The organism is Achromobacter anxifer (assembly GCF_903652925.1).
Taxonomy (GTDB): Bacteria; Pseudomonadota; Gammaproteobacteria; order Burkholderiales; family Burkholderiaceae_B; genus Achromobacter; species Achromobacter anxifer.
Genome location: NZ_CAHLAR010000014.1, coordinates 1 through 18,261, shown reverse-complemented (window position 1 = coordinate 18,261; position 18,261 = coordinate 1). Strand labels below are relative to the sequence as shown.

10 protein-coding genes are annotated in these 18,261 nt (G+C 64.8%); 4 read left to right on the top strand and 6 right to left on the bottom strand.

What is annotated here, in order from left to right; translation table 11 throughout:
- The first annotated feature begins 40 nt into the window (after positions 1-40).
- The gene (locus HWY37_RS30305; protein ID WP_175207393.1) at positions 41-760 is read left to right on the top strand and encodes a response regulator transcription factor; all 720 of its coding nucleotides are present in this window, start codon (positions 41-43) and stop codon (positions 758-760) included.
- A 15-nt stretch (positions 761-775) separates the two neighbouring features.
- Here the strand turns inward: HWY37_RS30305 and HWY37_RS30300 are convergent, their stop codons facing one another.
- Both HWY37_RS30300 and HWY37_RS30295 read right to left on the bottom strand, forming a co-directional pair.
- Positions 776-2,242 carry a sensor histidine kinase gene (locus tag HWY37_RS30300; RefSeq protein ID WP_338076283.1) on the bottom strand — a complete coding sequence of 489 codons (1,467 nt, stop codon included), beginning with the start codon at positions 2,240-2,242 and terminating at the stop codon, positions 776-778.
- 80 nt (positions 2,243-2,322) lie between these two features.
- Entirely contained in the window at positions 2,323-4,296 is a 1,974-nt protein-coding gene (locus HWY37_RS30295; protein ID WP_176090519.1) for a bifunctional diguanylate cyclase/phosphodiesterase, read from the bottom strand.
- Positions 4,297-4,871: 575 nt separating this feature from the next.
- Between HWY37_RS30295 and HWY37_RS30290 the strand changes: the two genes are divergently transcribed.
- Genes HWY37_RS30290 through HWY37_RS30280 form a run of 3 tightly spaced genes read left to right on the top strand, consistent with a single transcriptional unit; the run spans position 4,872 to position 8,180 of the window.
- The gene (locus tag HWY37_RS30290; RefSeq protein ID WP_175207455.1) at positions 4,872-6,197 is read left to right on the top strand and encodes a putative bifunctional diguanylate cyclase/phosphodiesterase; all 1,326 of its coding nucleotides are present in this window, start codon (positions 4,872-4,874) and stop codon (positions 6,195-6,197) included.
- 36 nt (positions 6,198-6,233) lie between these two features.
- On the top strand, positions 6,234-7,304 hold the full coding sequence (gene aroC / locus HWY37_RS30285) for a chorismate synthase (RefSeq protein WP_175207390.1): 1,071 nt from the start codon (positions 6,234-6,236) through the stop codon (positions 7,302-7,304).
- A 36-nt stretch (positions 7,305-7,340) separates the two neighbouring features.
- Complete coding sequence (locus HWY37_RS30280) at positions 7,341-8,180, top strand: M48 family metallopeptidase (RefSeq protein WP_176090518.1); 840 nt, start codon at positions 7,341-7,343, stop codon at positions 8,178-8,180.
- Between the two features lie 29 nt (positions 8,181-8,209).
- Here HWY37_RS30280 and HWY37_RS30275 read toward each other — a convergent pair whose 3' ends face one another.
- The 4 genes from HWY37_RS30275 to HWY37_RS30260 form a co-directional block, all read right to left on the bottom strand.
- Positions 8,210-10,168 (bottom strand): bifunctional diguanylate cyclase/phosphodiesterase, encoded by a 1,959-nt coding sequence (locus tag HWY37_RS30275; protein WP_175207388.1) that lies wholly within the window; start codon positions 10,166-10,168, stop codon positions 8,210-8,212.
- A gap of 17 nt (positions 10,169-10,185) precedes the next feature.
- On the bottom strand, positions 10,186-10,869 hold the full coding sequence (locus tag HWY37_RS30270) for a transglutaminase-like cysteine peptidase (protein ID WP_175207387.1): 684 nt from the start codon (positions 10,867-10,869) through the stop codon (positions 10,186-10,188).
- A gap of 102 nt (positions 10,870-10,971) precedes the next feature.
- Positions 10,972-13,869, bottom strand: a complete 2,898-nt coding sequence (locus tag HWY37_RS30265; protein ID WP_176090517.1) for a retention module-containing protein — start codon at positions 13,867-13,869, stop codon at positions 10,972-10,974.
- Between the two features lie 167 nt (positions 13,870-14,036).
- Positions 14,037-18,261: VCBS domain-containing protein (locus tag HWY37_RS30260; protein WP_176090516.1), on the bottom strand; the 4,225-nt coding region annotated here is incomplete at its 5' end.

The window sequence follows — 18,261 nt, the reverse complement described above, 5'->3', positions numbered from 1 at the left end:
GGGCATTTGTCGATAATCTTCAAAATAAAGCACTCTAAATATGGCTGGCGCAGATGGTTTGCTGTGTATCGGTCTGCTTGAGGATGACGCCGACTTCCGGGAGGAGTTGGCGTTAGGCTTGGGTGGCTATGGTTTCCGAGTGGCGTTTGCCTGTGATAATGCGGCGGCGTTTTATCGCCGGTTGCAGGAGCAGCCCTGCGATATCGTCATTCTTGATGCCCACTTGCCCGGAGAGGACGGTTTCTCCGTGGCGACTCGCTTGCGCGCGCTAAGTCCGGTGGGCATCGTCATGCTGACCGGCCGCAGCGCGCTCGAAGACCGGGTGCGCGGCCTGGAAGGCGGCGCCGACGTCTATATGACCAAGCCCGTGGACCTGCTGGAACTCAGCTCGGTCATCCGCAGTCTGGCCCGCCGCATGCGCCTGGCCAAGGCGCCGCGTCCCGCGGATGCGGAAACGCGCGCTTCCTCCGACACTTCTTGGTCCCTGCAGGACGGCGGCTGGATCCTGGTCGCTCCCGACGGCGCGTCGTTGCATCTCAGCGCCCAGGAACGGACCTTTCTGATTGCCCTGATGGATGCCGCCGGCAGCGCGGTCAGCCGTCAAGTCCTGGCGGAACTGTTCCTGCCGGACAGCCCGGGCGGCTTCGAGTTGCGTCGTATCGACGTGCTGGTCAGCCGCTTGCGCGCCAAGGCGCAGAGCGCGGGTTTGAAGTTGCCCGTGCTGTCCGTGCGCGGCCAGGGTTACGTGTTCGCGGCCTGATACGCCAGGCGGCGTTCAAGCCGCCGGAGGATTGGACGGCAAGGTGACGACGAAGCGCGTGCCCACGCCGACCTTGCTCTCCATGGTCAGGGAACCGCCCTGGTTCTGGCAGATGCGCCGGGCCAGGTACAGGCCGATGCCCATGCCTTGCGTTTCCCGATGCGCGGAGCGCCGGAAATGCGGTTCGAAGATCTTGGCTTGTTCCTCGTCGCCTATGCCGGGGCCGCGGTCGATGACGGCCAGCCAGGCCATGGGCGTGACACCCGCGCGGGTATGGCCGGTTTCGATGCGGACTGGTTCGTTGGCGGGCGAATACTTGATGGCGTTATGGATCAGGTTGCGTACCACCACGCTGGTCAGGGGGCGGTCGCAGTAGACCGGCAATGAGGCTGCGGCCTGGAGCACCAGCGCGTGCGCGGTGTCGGGCTGCATCGCGGCGACGACGTCGCGCGCCAGTTCCGCCATGTCCGTCTGTTCGCCGCGCGGCGTCCAGGCTTGTTCGCCCAGCCTGTCCTGATTCAACAGCTGATCCATGAGTTCGGTCATGCGGGTGACCGAACGATGAATCCGCGCCAGGCGGTTGCCCACGGCTTCGCCGCTGTCGGCAAGAATCATGTCCAGGGACTGGGCCGCCGCGCTGACGGTGGCCAGCGGAGCGCGCAGTTCGTGCGAGATCAGCGCATTCATCTGGCGTTGCGTGTCGAGCGCGCCGGCCAGTTCGGCCAGCCTCAGCTCGCCCTGCGCGACATGCTCCGCGTCGCTGTGTTCATGGCCTTCGCGTTCGGATGCGGCTTGCGGGCGGCCTTGCTGGCCGATTGTCGTCAAGAGCAGGGAGGTCGATACCAGCAGCAGCCGGGCCAGTTCGGCCGCGGTGCCGCCGCTGGCGGCGCCTTCGGGTAGCCAGGCGTCATGCCCCAGCAACCAGGCCGAGACGCCGTAGGCGCCGGCCAGGGCCAGCGCAGCGGCGCGCGCCCGCGCTTCGCTTGCTGCGCGGACCAGCAACCCGAGCGCCAGCGGCAGGCTGGCGATGGCGCAGGCTCCCGCGATCATGGCCGCAGCAAAATCGTTGTCCGGCTCGTAGGCGAATATCAGCGCCAGCACGGCCGCAACCGTCAGCGCTATGCTGGCCCAGCGGCAGACTGCCGCCAGCCTGGCGGCCGACCATTGCGACAAGAGAGGCGCGGTCAGCGCCAGCAAGGCAGCGTAGGAGCCGGCCTGCAGCGCGGCGGGCGGCAGTAGCGACGGCATGGAGCGGAATACGCCTTCAAGCAGCATGAAGGCCAGCCCCGCGCCGTACATGACGTTGCGGGTAGCCGCCCAGGCGACGGCACAGGCCACGCCGCAGGCGGTGGCGACGCCCGCCATCAGACCCATGTGCAGGTCTTCATATGAGGTGTCCAGGCCATAGGCCAGGGCCGCGTCGGAGCCAAGCAGGCCGCACAGCAGGGTTCCCGACCGCGCCAGCAAGGATAGGCGCTCCACGCGGAAACCGCCGGCGCGGCGCAGGCGAAAAAGCCAATGGATGCGAAAAAGCCAACAGATGCGAAGCAGCATGCCTTCCGTCAACTGGAAACCCAGGGATGATCAGGAGCGAGGTCTTGCGCCTGGGCGGAGTTTACGACAGGTCCGCGCATGGCGTGGACGCCCATGCCCGCCAGGACGTTTTGCGTCGCGATGTCGGGCACGTCTTCAGCGTAGACCGCTATGTTCAGCGCAGCAGCGGTGGCGACGACCGTGGCGGCAAGGTGCTGGCTGCCGGGGCTGTGGAGCAGGCCCGCAATGAACCCGCCGCACAGCTTCAGATAGGACAGGGGATACTCGTGCAGGTGCTCGATGGCGCCGAATTGGTATGACAGCCGGCTCACGCCGACCCGGGCGCCCGCGGCCACGACGATGTCGCAAAGCTGGTGCATGTCCGTTCCCTGAACTGCGAGGCCTGCCGCGTCGACTTCGATGACCAGACGCGCCGTCAGGGCCGGCCGGTCGGCCAGCATGCGCTGCAGCCGGGACTGGAATGATGGTTGCGCGATCGAGGCTAGCGAGATCGGCACCGCCAGTGCGCCCGGACGCGCGAACAGCCAGTCCAGCCCCAGGCGGATGGCTTGTATGTCGCATTCGGCGGACAGGCCGAGGCGCACGGCAGGCGGCATGAAGATCGAAGCCGGCACGGGGTCGCGGCCGGCGGTGTCGTGCAGCGTCAGGCTGGCTTCCTGGTGCAGCAGGGCGCCGGACAGGTCGTGCAAAGGCTGCACCGACAGCGAGAACCTGTGCTGCTCCAGGGCCGTGACCAGGGCGTCGTGCCAGCTGTATTCGCCGATGTGGGTGCTGTCGGGCGCGCGGCTGGCGGGCGCGATCTGGTCGTCGTCGGCGCTTTCGGCGCACATCAGGGCATGGTCCAGCCGCGCCAGCGTGTCGCTTATGTTGTCGCCCGGCACGAAAGCGGCGAGCGCCAGAGCCCAACGGCAGGACTCGTGCTTGTCCATGGGCACGCGCAGCGAGCGCAGTTCGCGCCGCACGCGCTCGGCCAGCAGGCTGGCTTGCGGCGCCGAGGTCCTGGGCAGCAGCAGGGCAAAGTCCGAGCCGCTGATGCGGGCTAGCATCGCGTCCGGCCCGCCGAATTCGGCGACCAGCTTGCCGAGCCGGTCAGACGAGGAGCGCAGCCACTGGTCGGTGAAGGCGCGGGAAAGATGCCGGTTGATCTGCGCCAGATCGCGCTGCCGGAACATCAGGAGGTGGCCGCCCGCCTCGGGGCTCTTGTCCGCGAGGGCCTGCATGAACTGATCGATGAAGTATTTGCGGTTGTGCAGGCGGGTGATGGGATCGCGGTAGATTTCGCTTTGCAGCGATTCGATCCGGGCATTCTGCTCCTGCACCGTTGCGGCGACCAGGCGTTGCGCGTCCACCAGAGCCTGGTCCACGCCGGCCAATTCGCAAGCGCCGGGCAGAGCCGCGCCGTTGCCCGGCGCCAGGGCGCGCACGCGTTCACAGATGTCGCGCGAGGTTCGCGCTTCTATCCGCCGCGCCAGATTCAGCGAAAACAGCACCCACAGAAGGCCCGCGGCCAGCACCAGGCCCAGGACCCGCACGCCGCCTTGCCAGAGCGTGTCGCGCGCCGCCCGCGAATCCGCCTGCACGGTGACCGTGCCGCGCGAGCTGCCGTCCGGGGCCGCATACGGCCGCGAGATGGCGGGCGCCTCCATGTTCAGCCAGGTGTCGCGCCAATCATGTTCCCGGGTCTGCGCGTCGCTCCGGGGCAGGTGCCGCTCGATGCCGGGGCCGCCCGTGTCGTCCGTGATGCGCACCAGGGCGTAGCCGCCTTGCGCGAACATCCCGTCCGCCAGCGCTTCCCGCCCATCTGCGCCGCCGGCGGCATGTGACAGGGTCCAGGCGAGCGCGCCGGCGCCGTCGGCGCTTTGCTGCGCCAATTGCGCGGTCAGGTAGCGGTGCGCGGCCAACATTCCCACCGTCTGCACGCCAAGCAGAACGAGCCCGACGAGGAGGGCGGTGAAGAACAGCAACCGGCGGAATGTGGACATGTATTTGGAGGTTCCCTTCCTGACCATTGTGGCGGCCTGAATTGAGGACTGCCAGCTGCCCGGTTAGACCGGCGTTGGAACGCAGCCGCGCCCGACGCAAAAAAGCCTGGATACGAAACGTGACACTGAGCACTAATACATCAGTGGTACAGCAATTCTACATGTCACAGAAGGTACCGAATATTACTAAATCCGTGCCGGAACAGGGCAAGCTGTGCAATTATTTCACTGGCGCCCGTTTTTCAATGACAACTATCGAGACACGGTGTATTAATTTTTCGGGTGTGGCTGTCGTAGTAGTAGGACAAACGTGTCGCATAGGGGTTGACGGAGGGTTGCCATGGCCAAGCCCGCCCAGCCGTGAGCAACCAGAAAACCGTAGGAATACAGGGAAAAAGAGGTGCGTTGCCTCTGAAGTGTGGCGTTTTTTGCGAAAATAATGCATATTTTAAAAAATGTTACAGCCCTTGGGTTCCAATTCGAACCGCAACGCCAGGGGCTTATGGATAGGGGGCTCCGTGCGTGAGAGTTACCTGCTCGCACTGTGCCTGACGCTCGCGGGCGCACTTGTGGCGATGTGTTTGATCTTCGTGCGCAGGGAACGCCTGTTGCGTCAACGCCTGACGCGCGATGAATTGACCGGTGTCCTGAGCCAGCAGGAATTGCACCGGCGCGCCCGCGCCTGGCTGAACGATGCCGAAGGGCGCTCGCGCCGCGGCGCCTTTTTCCTGGTGAGTTTCGAGCAATACGCCGAGATCAGCGCCATGCTGCGCGCCGGCGAGGACCAGGCCTTGCTGGTGCAGGTGGCCGATCGCCTCGGTCTGATCTGCCGCTCCATGGGCGGCATGGTGGCGCGCACGGGGGCGGATGCGTTCACGCTCTGTGTCCCCGATGTGGATGAGGAAGGCGCCGCCCAGGTATCGGCCAAGCTGTTGGATGCGCTGAGCGTGCCCTACGAGCTGGGAGGCCGTCCCCTGATTGCGATGTTCCGCGTCGGCGCGGCCCTGTATCCCGAGCACGGACGCAGCGTCGAGGAACTGCAGCGTTGCGTGCAAGTGGCGCTGCTGCCGCTGAAGGAACGTGGCGGTCCGGGTTGGAACCTGTTCGACTTCCGCATGCTGGCGCGCCAGCGCGACCAGCAAGGGCTGGAGAACGACTTGCGGCTGGCGCTGACCACACCGGCCATGGAGCAATTCGAGCTGTATTACCAGCCGGTCTGCGACAGCGGCACGGGCGTGGTGCAGGGCTGCGAGGCCCTGTTGCGTTGGCATCATCCGGTGCTCGGCAGCGTGTCGCCCGCGGTGACCATCGAATTGGCCGAACGCAGTGGCCTGATCGTGCCGCTCGGAGCATGGATACTGGAACGGGCGTGTACCCAGGCGGCGCAGTGGCCGGCGGCCTGGCGCGTGCACGTGAATCTGTCGGTCAAGCAGATGAACGAGGACGGTCTGGTCGAACTGGTTTCGGACGCGCTGGCCGCCGCAAGTCTGGCGCCGCGCAAGCTGGTGCTGGAAATCACGGAATCCCTCTTCATCCTGCATTACGAGCGGCACGTGAAGATCCTGAACACGTTGCGGGCCAAGGGCATAGGCGTGGCGCTGGACGATTTCGGCTGCGGCTATTCCAGCCTCAACCACTTGCGCAGCCTGCCCATCGACTGGGTCAAGATCGACCGCAGCTTCATTTCCGCGCTGGAGTCCGATGCCGGCAGCCGCGAGGTCGTTTCGGCGCTGTTCGGGTTGTGCCAGGCGATGCATCTGCCGGTGGTGGCGGAAGGCGTCGAAACCGAGGGCCAGCGCGAGATCCTGAAGTCCCTGGGCTGCCGCGTGATGCAGGGCTTCCTGCTGGGCCGCCCCGCGCCGGCATCCGAAATCCAGGCTTTGGCCTCGGCGGTGTCATAATCGGGGTTGCTTGCAAACCCGACCTGTTGACTCCCTATGCCCGGCAATACCCTAGGTACCCTCTTTACCGTCACCAATTTCGGCGAATCCCACGGGCCGGCCATCGGTTGCGTCGTGGACGGCTGTCCTCCGGGGCTGTCGCTGGACGCCTCCGACATCCAGCTCGAACTGGATCGCCGCCGCCCTGGCACGTCGCGCCACGTCACGCAGCGCCAGGAAGCCGACCAGGTGGAAATCCTGTCGGGCGTATACGAGGGAGTGACGACGGGTACGCCTATCGGCCTGCTGATCCGCAACACCGATGCGCGCAGCAAGGACTACTCCAACATTGCCGATACCTTCCGGCCGGGTCATGCCGACTACGCCTACTGGCGCAAGTTCGGCGTGCGCGATCCGCGCGGGGGCGGCCGTTCCTCGGCGCGCCTGACCGCGCCGACAGTCGCCGCTGGCGCCATCGCCAAGAAGTGGCTGGCGGAACAGTACGGGGTGAAGGTCCGCGGCTACATGAGCCAGCTGGGCCCCATCGCCATTCCCTTCGTTTCCTGGGAAGAGGTCCCCAACAACCCCTTCTATGCGCCCAACGCCGAGATCGTGCCGGAATTGGAAGCCTATATGGACCAATTGCGTCGCGATGGAGATTCCATCGGCGCCCGCATCGAGGTCGTGGCTGAAAACCTGCCTGCGGGCTGGGGCGAGCCGATCTACGACCGCCTGGACGCCGACATCGCGCACGTGATGATGGGGCTGAATGCCGTCAAGGGCGTGTCCATCGGCGCGGGCTTCGACAGCATCACGCAACGCGGTTCGGAACATGGCGACGAACTCACGCCGGACGGCTTTCTGACCAATCACGCGGGCGGGGTATTGGGCGGCATCTCCACGGGCCAGCCGGTCACGGTGTCGCTCGCCATCAAGCCTACCTCCAGCATCCGGGTCGAGCGCCGTTCCGTGAACCGCGCCAACGATCCGGTCATGGTGCAGACGCTGGGCCGCCACGATCCTTGCGTCGGCATCCGGGCCACGCCCATCGCCGAAGCGATGCTGGCGCTGGTGCTGATCGATCACGCCTTGCGCCATCGCGGCCAATGTGGCGACCCGGTAGTCTGATACGCTGTCGTTCTTCGAATCGCCAGGGAGGCCGACATGAACCGGAAACGTCATCAGCTGCGCAACGCTGGCGCGGCACTCGCGCTGGCTGCCATGGCGGGCTGCACGGGCATGAACACCACCCAGTCCGGCGCCATCGGCGTCAACCGGACCCAGTACATGTCCAGCATGGTGCCTTCGCAGGCGCTGGAACAGGAAGCGACCCAGCAGTACTCCGATATCCTCAAGCAGGCGCAGGCCAAGGGCCTGCTGGACCGCGACGCCCAGCAGCTGGCGCGGGTCCGCGCCATTTCGCAGCGGTTGATCGCGCAGGCGGGGGTATTCCGGCCTGATGCGGCCAGCTGGAAATGGGAAGTCCATGTGCTGTCCAGCAACGAGGTCAACGCCTGGTGCATGCCGGGCGGCAAGATCGCCGTCTATACCGGCCTGATCGCCAAGATCAAGCCCACGGACGACGAGCTGGCGGCGGTGCTGGGCCACGAGATCTCCCATGCCTTGCGCGAGCATGCGCGCGAGCGCGTCTCGCAGCAGATGGCCACCAATCTCGGGTTGTCGGTGCTGGCGATTGCCACCGGGTCGTCCGCGGCATCGGACCTGGGCGGGCAACTCACGAGCGTGATGTTCACGCTGCCCAATAGCCGCACGCACGAGAGCGAGGCCGACCGCATGGGCGTGGAGCTGGCGGCCCGGGCGGGTTACGATCCGCGCGCTGCCGTGACGCTGTGGCAGAAGATGGGGGCTGCCGAGCAGGGCAACGCGCCGCCCGAAATCCTGTCGACCCATCCCTCTGCGGAGTCGCGCATCAGCGATCTGCAGGCTGCGGCGCAACAGGTGATGCCTCTGTACGAACAGTCCAAGGGCAGGGCCGCCCGCTAAGGCGACCCTGCGGGCAGCCGCGGGCTGGTTCAGGCCGCGGCCGTCCTGACGCCAGGACCGCGCATGATGCCTATGCCCAGCTTGGCCAGGATGCGCTGCGTTTCGGCGTCCGGCACATCCTCGGCATAGACCGCGATATTCAAGCCGCGAGCAGTTTCCAGCACCGACGCCGTCAGCTGCTGGCTGCCGGGGCTTTGGGACATGCCGCCGACGAAGCCGCCGCCCAACTTCACATACGACAGAGGCAGGGTGTGCAATTGCGCCACCGCGCCAAACTGCTGCGCCAGCCTGCGCACGCCGATATGCGCGCCGAACTCCGACGCCACGCGGGCCAGCGTGGCGATCTGCTCGTGGCACTCCACCAGACCGTGCGCGTCGATTTCCAGGTACAGACGGCGCGCCAGCGGCCGGTGTTCCGTCAGCAGCAAGGCCAGCTGGCGGAAGAATTTCTGGCCGCGCAACGAGGGCAGTGCCACCCGGACGGCGAGTTCGCCAGGGTTCGCCGCCAGCCAATCCAGCCCCAGGCTCACCGCTTCCAGATCGCAGTCGGCCACCAGGTCCAGGCGCACGGCCGGCGGGATGAACAGGGTGGCGGGGATCGGCACCTGGTCGGCGGCGGTGCGCAGCATCAGCATGGCCTCGACGCGGACAGTGCTGCCATCGATGGCCTGCAAGGGTTCCATGGCCAGTTCGAAGCGGTGATCTTCCAGAGCGGACTGGATCGCGTCCTTCCAGGCGCGCTCGCCCGATTCCGACGGAGACTGCATATCGGTCGCGCCCGCGATCACGACCTGGTCGTTGCCCGCGCTTTCCGCGCGCATCAGCCCGAAGTCCAGGCGCGCCAGCACCGGACCGGCCTGGCTGCCGTGGCCATAGTCGGTCATGGCCTGCGCCCAGCGGCAGAGATGCCCCTCACCGACGGGAATGCGCGAAGCGTGCAGGTCCGCGCGTACCTGTTCCGCGACCATCATGGCCTGGGGCGCCGCGCAGCCTGGCAGCAGCAGCGCGAAATCCGAGCCGTTCATGCGGGCCAGCAGGGGCGAGGCAACGTGCATGCTCTTGAGGGTGCCACGGATGCGTTCGCATGCCGTGCGCAACCATTGATCGATGAATTCGCGCGGCATGTGGCGGTTCAGGTCCGCAAGGTCGCGCTGGCGGAACACCAGGATATGGCCGCCGTCGATGCCGCGGCCCGTAGTGACGGCGGGCGCTTCCAGCGCGCGGCGGAACTCGTTGACGAAGTACTTGCGGTTCGGCAGGCCAGTGACCGGATCCTGGTTCAGTTCCAGTTCCAGCGATTCGATCTTGGCGTTCTGTTCCTCGACGCTGGCGTGGATACGTTCGCGCGTCTGGTTCAAGGCCTGCACCACTCCGGACAGTTCGGGCACGCGGGCCTCGACCTGTTCGGTCGGAGATTCCTGGCCGATGCCGCGCACGTGGTCGCTGATTTCGCGCAGCAGGCGGTTCTTGATCCAGCCCACCAGCATGAAGGCGAACACCGCCCACAGAATGCCTGCGCCCACCACCAGCGCAATCATCTTGAGGCTGCTGCGCCACAGGGCTTCCCAGGCATAGGCGTCGTTTGCCACCAGCGTCACTTCGCCGATCTGGCGCCAGCCGTCGCTGACGGCGTGGCTGGCGGATTGCGCGGTCAGCGGCGCCAGCGCCTGGAACCAGGCGGGAACCGAGGTTGCGGTGGCCGTGGATTTGCGCTCGATCAGAACCTTGCCTTCAGGATCGGACAGCCGTACCAGCGAGAAGTGTCCGCCGTCGTACAGCGCCGACACGAGCAGCTCCTGCACGACCGGGTCGTTGTTCGCGGGCTGCGAAAGCGACAGCGCCAACGACACGGCGGCGTCCGTGCTTTGCACCTGCAATTGTCCGGACAGGTATTCCCTAGCGGAGTTCACGCTGAGCGCCAGCGTGCCCAGCAGGATGACGCCGATGGCAAGGGTAACGCTGAGCAGCAACTGTCGAAGTATGGACATAGTCTTATTTCCGGACATCAGGGGCGTACGCCTTCCCGTTCCATGCGTTGAAGAAGATCACGCCAGCGGCTGAGGCGGTCAACCGGCGCGGCGGGTTTGCCATCGACGTAGACGCCGTCGGCGTTGAAACTGAAGACGGGGGTCAGGTCACGGCGCTGCGTGGCGGGCAAGATCGTTGAGATCAGGCTGTCCAGCACCAGCGGCACTGCATTCGGGGTTTCGTAATAGCCCAGCACCATGTGGGCGACCTGGCTGCTGCTGGCCGCGCCGCCGATGCGGGCGCGCACATAAATGAAGCGCAGTTTATTAGCGGGGACGCCGAATGCCAACAAGGTGAAGTACTTGCCGATGACATAGTCTTCGCAGTCGCCGGCGCCTTTGCCCAGCGACTCCAGCGGCGTGGCCCAATAGTCGGCCTGCTTCCATATATTGATGTCCTCGCCGGACAGCAGGGAGCGGTTCCAGAAATCGTTGGCCAGCGTCAGCTTGTCACGTTCCTGCGCGGGGGGCGGGTTGCGGATCAGCTCCAGCCAACTGGACACCGCCTTGGCGCCCTTGGCGCCATAGCGGCTGGCCGACAGGCTTTGCAGCCGGTCGGCGTTCACTTCCAGGGCGGAGCTTCCGCCCCAGCCGCAAGCCAGGCATAGCAAAACCAATCGGCACAGATTCAGCGTGCGGCGGAAACGGCGAGTCGATGGCATGAAACGGATTTTCACATTTTTCCGGGCATCTTAGAGGTGCCCTTTGGAAAAAATGCGCCGTGCAAGGCGGGGAGGGCCGCTGCGGCCTCCGCGGGGTACAGCCTAGCCGTGGTCTACGACCAGCTTTCCCTTTTGCAGCAGGTCATTGATGATGGCCTGGTTGCTCATGAACTGGCCGTTGGCATCGTGGGTGAGATCGACGTTTTCCAGCACGATCTTCTGATCCGCACCCTGGATGCTTAGCTTGCCCTGGGTATTCACGTCGATGACCGTGTTATTGCCTTCCTTGCGGAAGTCCAGATACTTGGTGAGGTTGCCGTCGTTCTCGCCGACCAGCAATCCCTGCAGATCCAGGATGTCGCCGCCTTCGACAGGTTTCAGGATCGAGAAGTCCTTGACCGTATCCACTGCCGGGGCGGTGATCGTGCCCTGATCGTTGAATGTCCACTTGAACGTGTCGCTGCCTTCGCTATACGGACTGCCCCGGTCATAGAGGTCATAGCCATCACCGCTCATGATGTCATCGCCCATGCCGCCAATCAGGACATCGTTTCCTCCGTTGCCTCTCAGGATGTCGTCGCCAGTGCCGCCCGATAGAATGTCTTGGCCTGGGCCGCCTAGGAGCCAGTCGTTGCCACCTTGGCCGTAAAGGATGTCATCGCCTTCACCTCCATACAGGTAGTCCGCCCCGCCACGTGTATCGCCCTGCACGTCGAGCATGTCGTGGTTGTCCGAGATGAACCGGTGCAGATCGGCATCCGTAGGTGGCACGCCATTCTTCAGAAGCAGGAATTCCTTGAGCGCCCATAGGCCAGACCCGTCGAGCAGGCCCTCAGGCCTGGCTGGGTTGCCATCGACGCCCCAGGGCAAGAAGTCCGTATTGATGGCGTCGCCGAACAGAATGTCTGAACCGCCGTTGCCCAAGATCTCGTCCCTGTCCAGCGGAGCCAGCACATGGCCTAAGCCGCTTTTAGCCTGGATTTCCCGCTCGGAATGATCTGGATAGACCCATCCGCCGGCGGTGTTTGGTGGGAGAGGAGGAATCCCCAGTACGCCGCCTTGGTCGCCCAGCATCACGTCATTGCCGTCGAGGCCCCTCAAAAGGTGGAGAGTACTATCGCGGTCGCCGTGGTCGTTGCTGCCAACGACAAGCTCGCCAGTGCTCAGCTTGAACGTCTGCTGATGTGAGGTGTCCTGGCCGCCGTTGGCGGTGCCGCCGGTATCCTTGACACGGAACTCGAAGGTCGAACCATCGATGTAGCGGAAGTTGTCAGCGTCGGGTTGAAACGTCAGTTTGCCGTTGGCCAGGTCTGCCAGGCTGATTTCGCGTCCTGGCGTGATCGCCTCGCCGTTCAGGAGCAGCGTGCCAAATAGGGGGAGCGAATCTATGATTACCGACTTCATCGAATGGCCTTCCGCCGGATCGGAGAAGGGGAAGTCGTCCAGGCTAAACACGTAGCGCTCGCCAGCCACTGCAGTAGCGGAGCCGTCTCTCGACAGCGGCGCATCGTTGACGGACAGGACGCCAATGTCCAAGGTGGATGACGTCGTGACAGAGCCATCCGTCACGGTATAGCTGATCTGCGGCACCGCGCCGTTCCAATCCGCATCCGGCGTGAATGTATAGCTGCCGTTGGCATTGATGAGGATCGAGCCCACGCCCGCTATGTATGCCGTGTTGCCCGCGACATACTTCGCGCCGTCGACGGTGTAGGTGGCAACGCTCAGCACATCGTTGTCGGCATCGGTCGCGCCGCCGAGCACGTTGCCGGATGCCGAGTGGTCTTCCAGGACCTGGTTGATGTGGGGCAGGATTACCGGCGCCTGGTTGGTGCCGGTAATTTCGATCGTGAGCGTCGCTGTGCTGGTGCCGCCTTCGCCGTCGGAAACGGTGTAAGTAACTGAACTGTGGGCCTTGTCACCGGCGGCCAGATGCTGGAAGGCCGAGCCCGGCTCAAAAGTGTAGGAGCCATCGGCGTTCAGCGTGAACAAGCCCCCATTGCTGCCGGCGATTGCCGTGCCTACATAGGCCGGGTTGCCGTTGACCTGCGTGACCGTCAGCGTGTCGCCATCCGGGTCGGAGTCGTTGGCCAGCACGCCATTGCGCGCATCGACATTGAGGGAGGTCTTTTCATCCGTGGCGCCGGCGTCGTCGACTGCGGCAGGCGCGGGATTGGCGACGTCCCAGGTGAAGGTTTGGGAAGTCGTCGCGCCGGGCGGGTCGGTCGCGCTGACGGTGACGGTGTAGACGCCGTTGTTGCCGCCCTGTGAGGCGGCATGGTTGATGTTGCCGCTGATGACGCCGGTGTCCGGGTCGATGCTGAGGCCAGGCGGCAGGCCGGTGGCGGTGTAGGTCAGCTTGTCGCTGGCGTCCGGATCGGAGAAATGGGTGGAGACGTCATAGCGCACGCCGGTCTGGGCATCGATCCCTGACGTGCCGGAAATGGCGGTCGAACTGGGGACGCCGTTGCCGCCGACGACGGGCGGCGTGGAGGTCTCGTCGTCTAAGCCGGCCGCAGCGGCACTGTGCACGCGGGGCAGGATATCGTCCCCGCGGTTGAGCGGAGAGTAGGACTGTTCCAGCGGATTGGTGGCTTCAAGAATGCGGGCCAGCCGGACAAAGCTGCTGCCGCCGGCATCGCCGCCGCCGGCCGTGACGGCCGCGGTAGGATCCAGTTCGTCGAAGGGGTCGCGGCCGTCGCTCAAGGCGGCTAGCAAGCGATCAGAGTCGGTTCCTGAGGGCAGGGCCATCGCGGCCTCGGACGGATCGGCCAGGGGGCCGGTGACGTCGCTGGTGAGCGCGACCTCGCGGCCTTCGCCAATGACGATCGGCACGCCATTCCCGACTTGGAGGGAAACCGTGGCGCCCGACGCAGTGACGATGTCGCTGCCGGCGGGGACCTTGCTGCCTTGATGGAGTTCCGTCAGGGATCCGTCGCTGTTGCGCAGCCATGCGCGACCGGAGATTTCGTTGACGATTGCGGAAGAAGTACTGGCCATGTTGGCCCCCTTTCAGAGGGTTGTCCAAGATGGCCAGATACTAGATGGCGCTGCTTCGGCCCGATACTGTCGATATTGATAGGGTTAAGAAGCAGCTGTCGGGTTACTGCAAGATGAGGCTTCGTGCAGCCGGGAAGGCCGTCGCCGGCCTTCCCGTGGCTTGCTGCTTAGTGGTCGACGTTCAGCTTACCCTTTTGCAGCAGGTCGTTGATGATGGCCTGGTTGCTCAGGGTCTGGCCGTTGGCGTCATGCGTCAGGTCGACGTTCTGGAGCACGATCTGCTGATCCGCACCTTGGCCGATCTGGCCCTTGGTGTTGACGTCGATGACCGTGTCGTTGCCTTCCTTGCGGAAGTTCAGGTACTGCGTCAGCGTGCTGTCCTTCTCGCCCACCAGCAGTTCCTTCAGGTCCAGGATGTCGCCGCCATCGACCGGCTTCAGGATCGAGAAGTCCTTGATCGTGTCGACGGCCGGAGTGCCAATGGCGCCCTGGTCGTTGAGTTCCCACTTGAACGTATCGCTGCCCGCGCCGCCGACAAGGGTGTCGTTGCCCTTGCCGCCGATCAGGACATCGTTGCCGTCCCCACCGTACAGCGTGTCGTTGCCGTTGCCGCCATACAGGGTGTCGTTGCCGGCGCCGCCGTAGAGCGTATCATTGCCATCATCGCCGTACAGGGTGTCGTTGCCGCCCTGGCCATAGATGATGTCGTTGCCGTTGCCGCCGTGCAGCTCGTCATTGCCCCCGCGGGTGTCGCCCTGCACGTCGAAGATCGCGTGGTTGTCCGAGATGAACTTGTGCAGATCGGCATCCGTGGGCTGTACGCCGTTCTTCAGCAGCAGGAACTGCTTCAGTCCGTCCAGGCCAGAACCGTCCAGATAGTCCGTGGGCTTGACGGGGTTGCCGTTGACGCCCCAAGGCAGATAGTCGGTGTTGATCGAATCCCCGAACAGGATGTCGTTGCCGTCGCCGCCGAAGATCTTGTCGTTGCCAACCGGCGCCAGCTCGTTGGTCGTGCTGCCGCTGATCAACGCCGATTCCAGATCAGACGGGCTCAACACGACCTGCGAGTTATCGGTGCGGCCGGTGGTGTACGTGCGGATATTGTCGATATCCACGCGGAACGCGCCGCTGCCCGAGCTCTTGTCGTTGACGATGAACTGGTACAGGTACTCGCCAGGTCCGTAGATGCCCGCGGTCTTGGTGTTGGCCTCGCTGCCCGATTCGACTTCCTTCCATTCGGTGCCGTTCCACTTCAGCAGAACCCACTTGAAAGTGTCGCCCGTACCCTTGTTGCCTACGCTGGCGTCGAAGCCGAACGAGGCGCCGGCGGTATTGGTGACCACGATCTTGTTGGCGGCATTCATGGTCACGGTGTACGCCTGGCCGTCCGGCGTCGAGTCGGTGATGCGCATTGCACCGCCGCTCTTCGCCACGGAACCGGTTCCATCCGTCTTCCAGTCGGCGACGTTGTTCGCACCCGTGTTGCCGCTGAAGTCCACGTAGGTCTGGCCACCGCTGGTGAAGCGGCCGCCGGTGTTGTCGTACTTGTTGAGCGTGCTGGTGGATACGCCCGAACCGATGCCGATGCCGTGGACGTCGCTCACGTCGGCCAGGCGGCCAAATTCGGTGTCGCGGTTGTAATTCCACTCAGTAGTGGGTTCGCCGTCCGTCAGGAAGAAGGTCAGGTTCTTGAATGCGTTGCCGTTGGCGTCGGTCGTCGGCTGACCATTGAGCCAGTTCGTGGCCTCGCGGAACGCCTCACCGTAGGGTGTGCCTCCACCAGTCTGCAGACCCATGAGGATGTTGACCATCTGGTCGACGTTGGCGGACGTCAGGCCCGAGATCTCCTTTTGCAGCCGACTGCCGTAGTCGCCTTCGAAGGTGATGAGCGACACGTTGATGGTGCCGTCGTGGATCGCCAGTTGATTCTCCAGCAAGGCCTTGAGGGCCTTCTTGGCGGTATCCAGACGAGATTCGCGGCTGGAGCCCGAGCCCCACTTGTTGGCCATCGAGCCGGAGAGGTCCAGCACCAGCGCGATGTTGTAGCTGGCGCCCGGCGTCACGTTCTTCAGCATGCCGCCCTGGTCGCCCAGCAGCACGTCGTCGCCAGAACCACCCTTGACCGTTTCGTCGCCGTTGTTGCCGGTCGCGAACTGGTCAACGTGCAGCGTGAACGTCTGCTGGCTGGACGAGTCCTGGCCGCCGTTGGCGGTGCCGCCGGTGTCCTTGACGTGGAACTGGAAGGACGCGCCGGCGTTTTCGCCCACGTTCGAGGCATTCGGCGTGTATATCAGCTTGCCGCTCGTCAGGTCGGCCGCACTGATTTCCTGGCCCGCCGTGACTTGCTGGCCGTTGATGGTCAGCGTGCCGCCGGACGGCAGCGAGTCGATGATCACCGACTTCATCGAATGGCCTTCCACCGGATCGGAGAACGCGAAGTCCTTCGTGCCGAACGTGTAGCTCTTGCCTTCCGTGACGTGGCCGGAACCATCCTGGGAGATCGGCGCGTCGTTGACGGGCAGGATGTCGATATTCAGCGTGGAGGAGACCTTGGCCGTGCCGTCCGTGACGGTGTAAGTGACCTGCGGGACCACCCCGTTCCAATTGGCGTTCGGCGTGAAGACATAGCTGCCGTCGGTCTTGATGATCAGCAAGCCCACGCCCACGATGTTGGCGGTCGCGCCGGCGGCGTACTTCGTGCCGTTGATTGTGAACTCGGCGACACTCAACGCGTCGTTGTCGGCGTCGCTTGCGCCCACGAGTACGTTGCCGGACACCGTGTGGTCTTCCAGGCCCTGATTGGTCTGGGCCTGGATCACCGGCGCGTCATTGGTGCCGTTGATGGTGATGGTGATGGTGCTGGTGGCGGTGCCATCGGCGGAAGCGACCGTGTAGGTCTCGACGATGGTCTGGCCGGCCTTCAGGAATTGCACGGCGGCATTGTCGACCTTGTAGGTGTAGGTGCCGTCCGGGTTGATCGAGATCGCGCCCAGCTGGCCGCCAGTGTGGGTGCTGCCAGTGAACTTGAGGCTGCCGGTGTTGAACGTCGACTCGCCACTGTCGGCGTCGTGGATCGTGACCGCGCCGTTCACGCTGAGCTTACCGTTGGTGACGCCCGCGTCCTCGGTGACCGACTTGGCATCATTGGTCACCGTCGGCACGTCGTTGGTGCCATTGATGGTGATGGTAATGGTGCTGGTGGCGGTGCCGTCGGCGGAGGCGACCGTGTAGGTCTCGACAATGGTCTGGCCTGCCTTCAGGAACTGCACGGCGGCGTTGTCGACCTTATAGGTGTAGGTGCCGTCCGGGTTGATCGAGATCGCGCCCAGCTGGCCGCCGGTGTGGGTGCTGCCGGTGAACTTGAGGCTGCCGGTGTTGAAGACCGATTCGCCACTGTCGGCGTCGTGGATCGTGACCGCGCCGTTCACGCTGAGCTTGCCGTCGGCGACGCCCGCGTCTTCGGTGACCGACTTGGCATCATTAGTCACCGTCGGCACGTCGTTGGTGCCATTGATGGTGATGGTAATGGTGCTGGTGGCGGTGCCATCGGCGGAAGCGACCGTGTAGGTCTCGACGATGGTCTGGCCGGCCTTCAGGAACTGCACTGCAGCGTTGTCGACCTTGTAGGTGTAGGTGCCGTCCGGGTTGATCGAGATCGCGCCCAGCTGGCCGCCGGTGTGGGTGCTGCCGGTGAACTTGAGGCTGCCGGTGTTGAAGACGGACTCGCCACTGTCGGCGTCATGGATCGTGACTGCGCCGTTCACGCTGAGCTTGCCGTCGGCGACGCCCGCGTCCTCGGTGACCGACTTCGCATCGTTGGTCACGATAGGCAGGTCATTGGTGCCGGTGACGGTGACCGTCAAGGTCGCGGTGGTGCTGGCGCCATCGGCGTCGGTCACGGTGTAGGTGATCGACGTGGTGGTGGAGTCCTTGTTGCCCAGGGACTTGAAGTCCGAACCCGGGTTGAAGGAGTAGGAGCCGTCGGCATTGAGCGTGAAGGTGCCGCCGTGCGTGCCGGCGATCTGCTGGCCCACGCTGGCCGCGTTGCCGTTGACCTCGGAGACACGGATGGTGTCGCCGTCGGGATCGGCGTCGTTGGCGAGCACGCCATGGGCGGCGTCGACGTTGAGCGACGTGTCCTCGTCGGTCGTGCCGGTGTCATCCTTGGCGACCGGAGCGGGGTTCTTCACGTCCCAGGTGAAGGACTGGGTGACGCTGGCGCCGCTGGCGTCGGTGGCGGTGACGACGATGTCGTAGACGCCATGGTTGCCGCCCTGCGAGGCCGAGGAGTCGAGCTTGCCGGTGATCAGGCCGGTGGCCGGATCGAGGGTCAGGCCCGGCGGCAGGCCGGAGGCGGTGTAGGTCAGCGTGTCGCCCTTATCGACGTCCTGG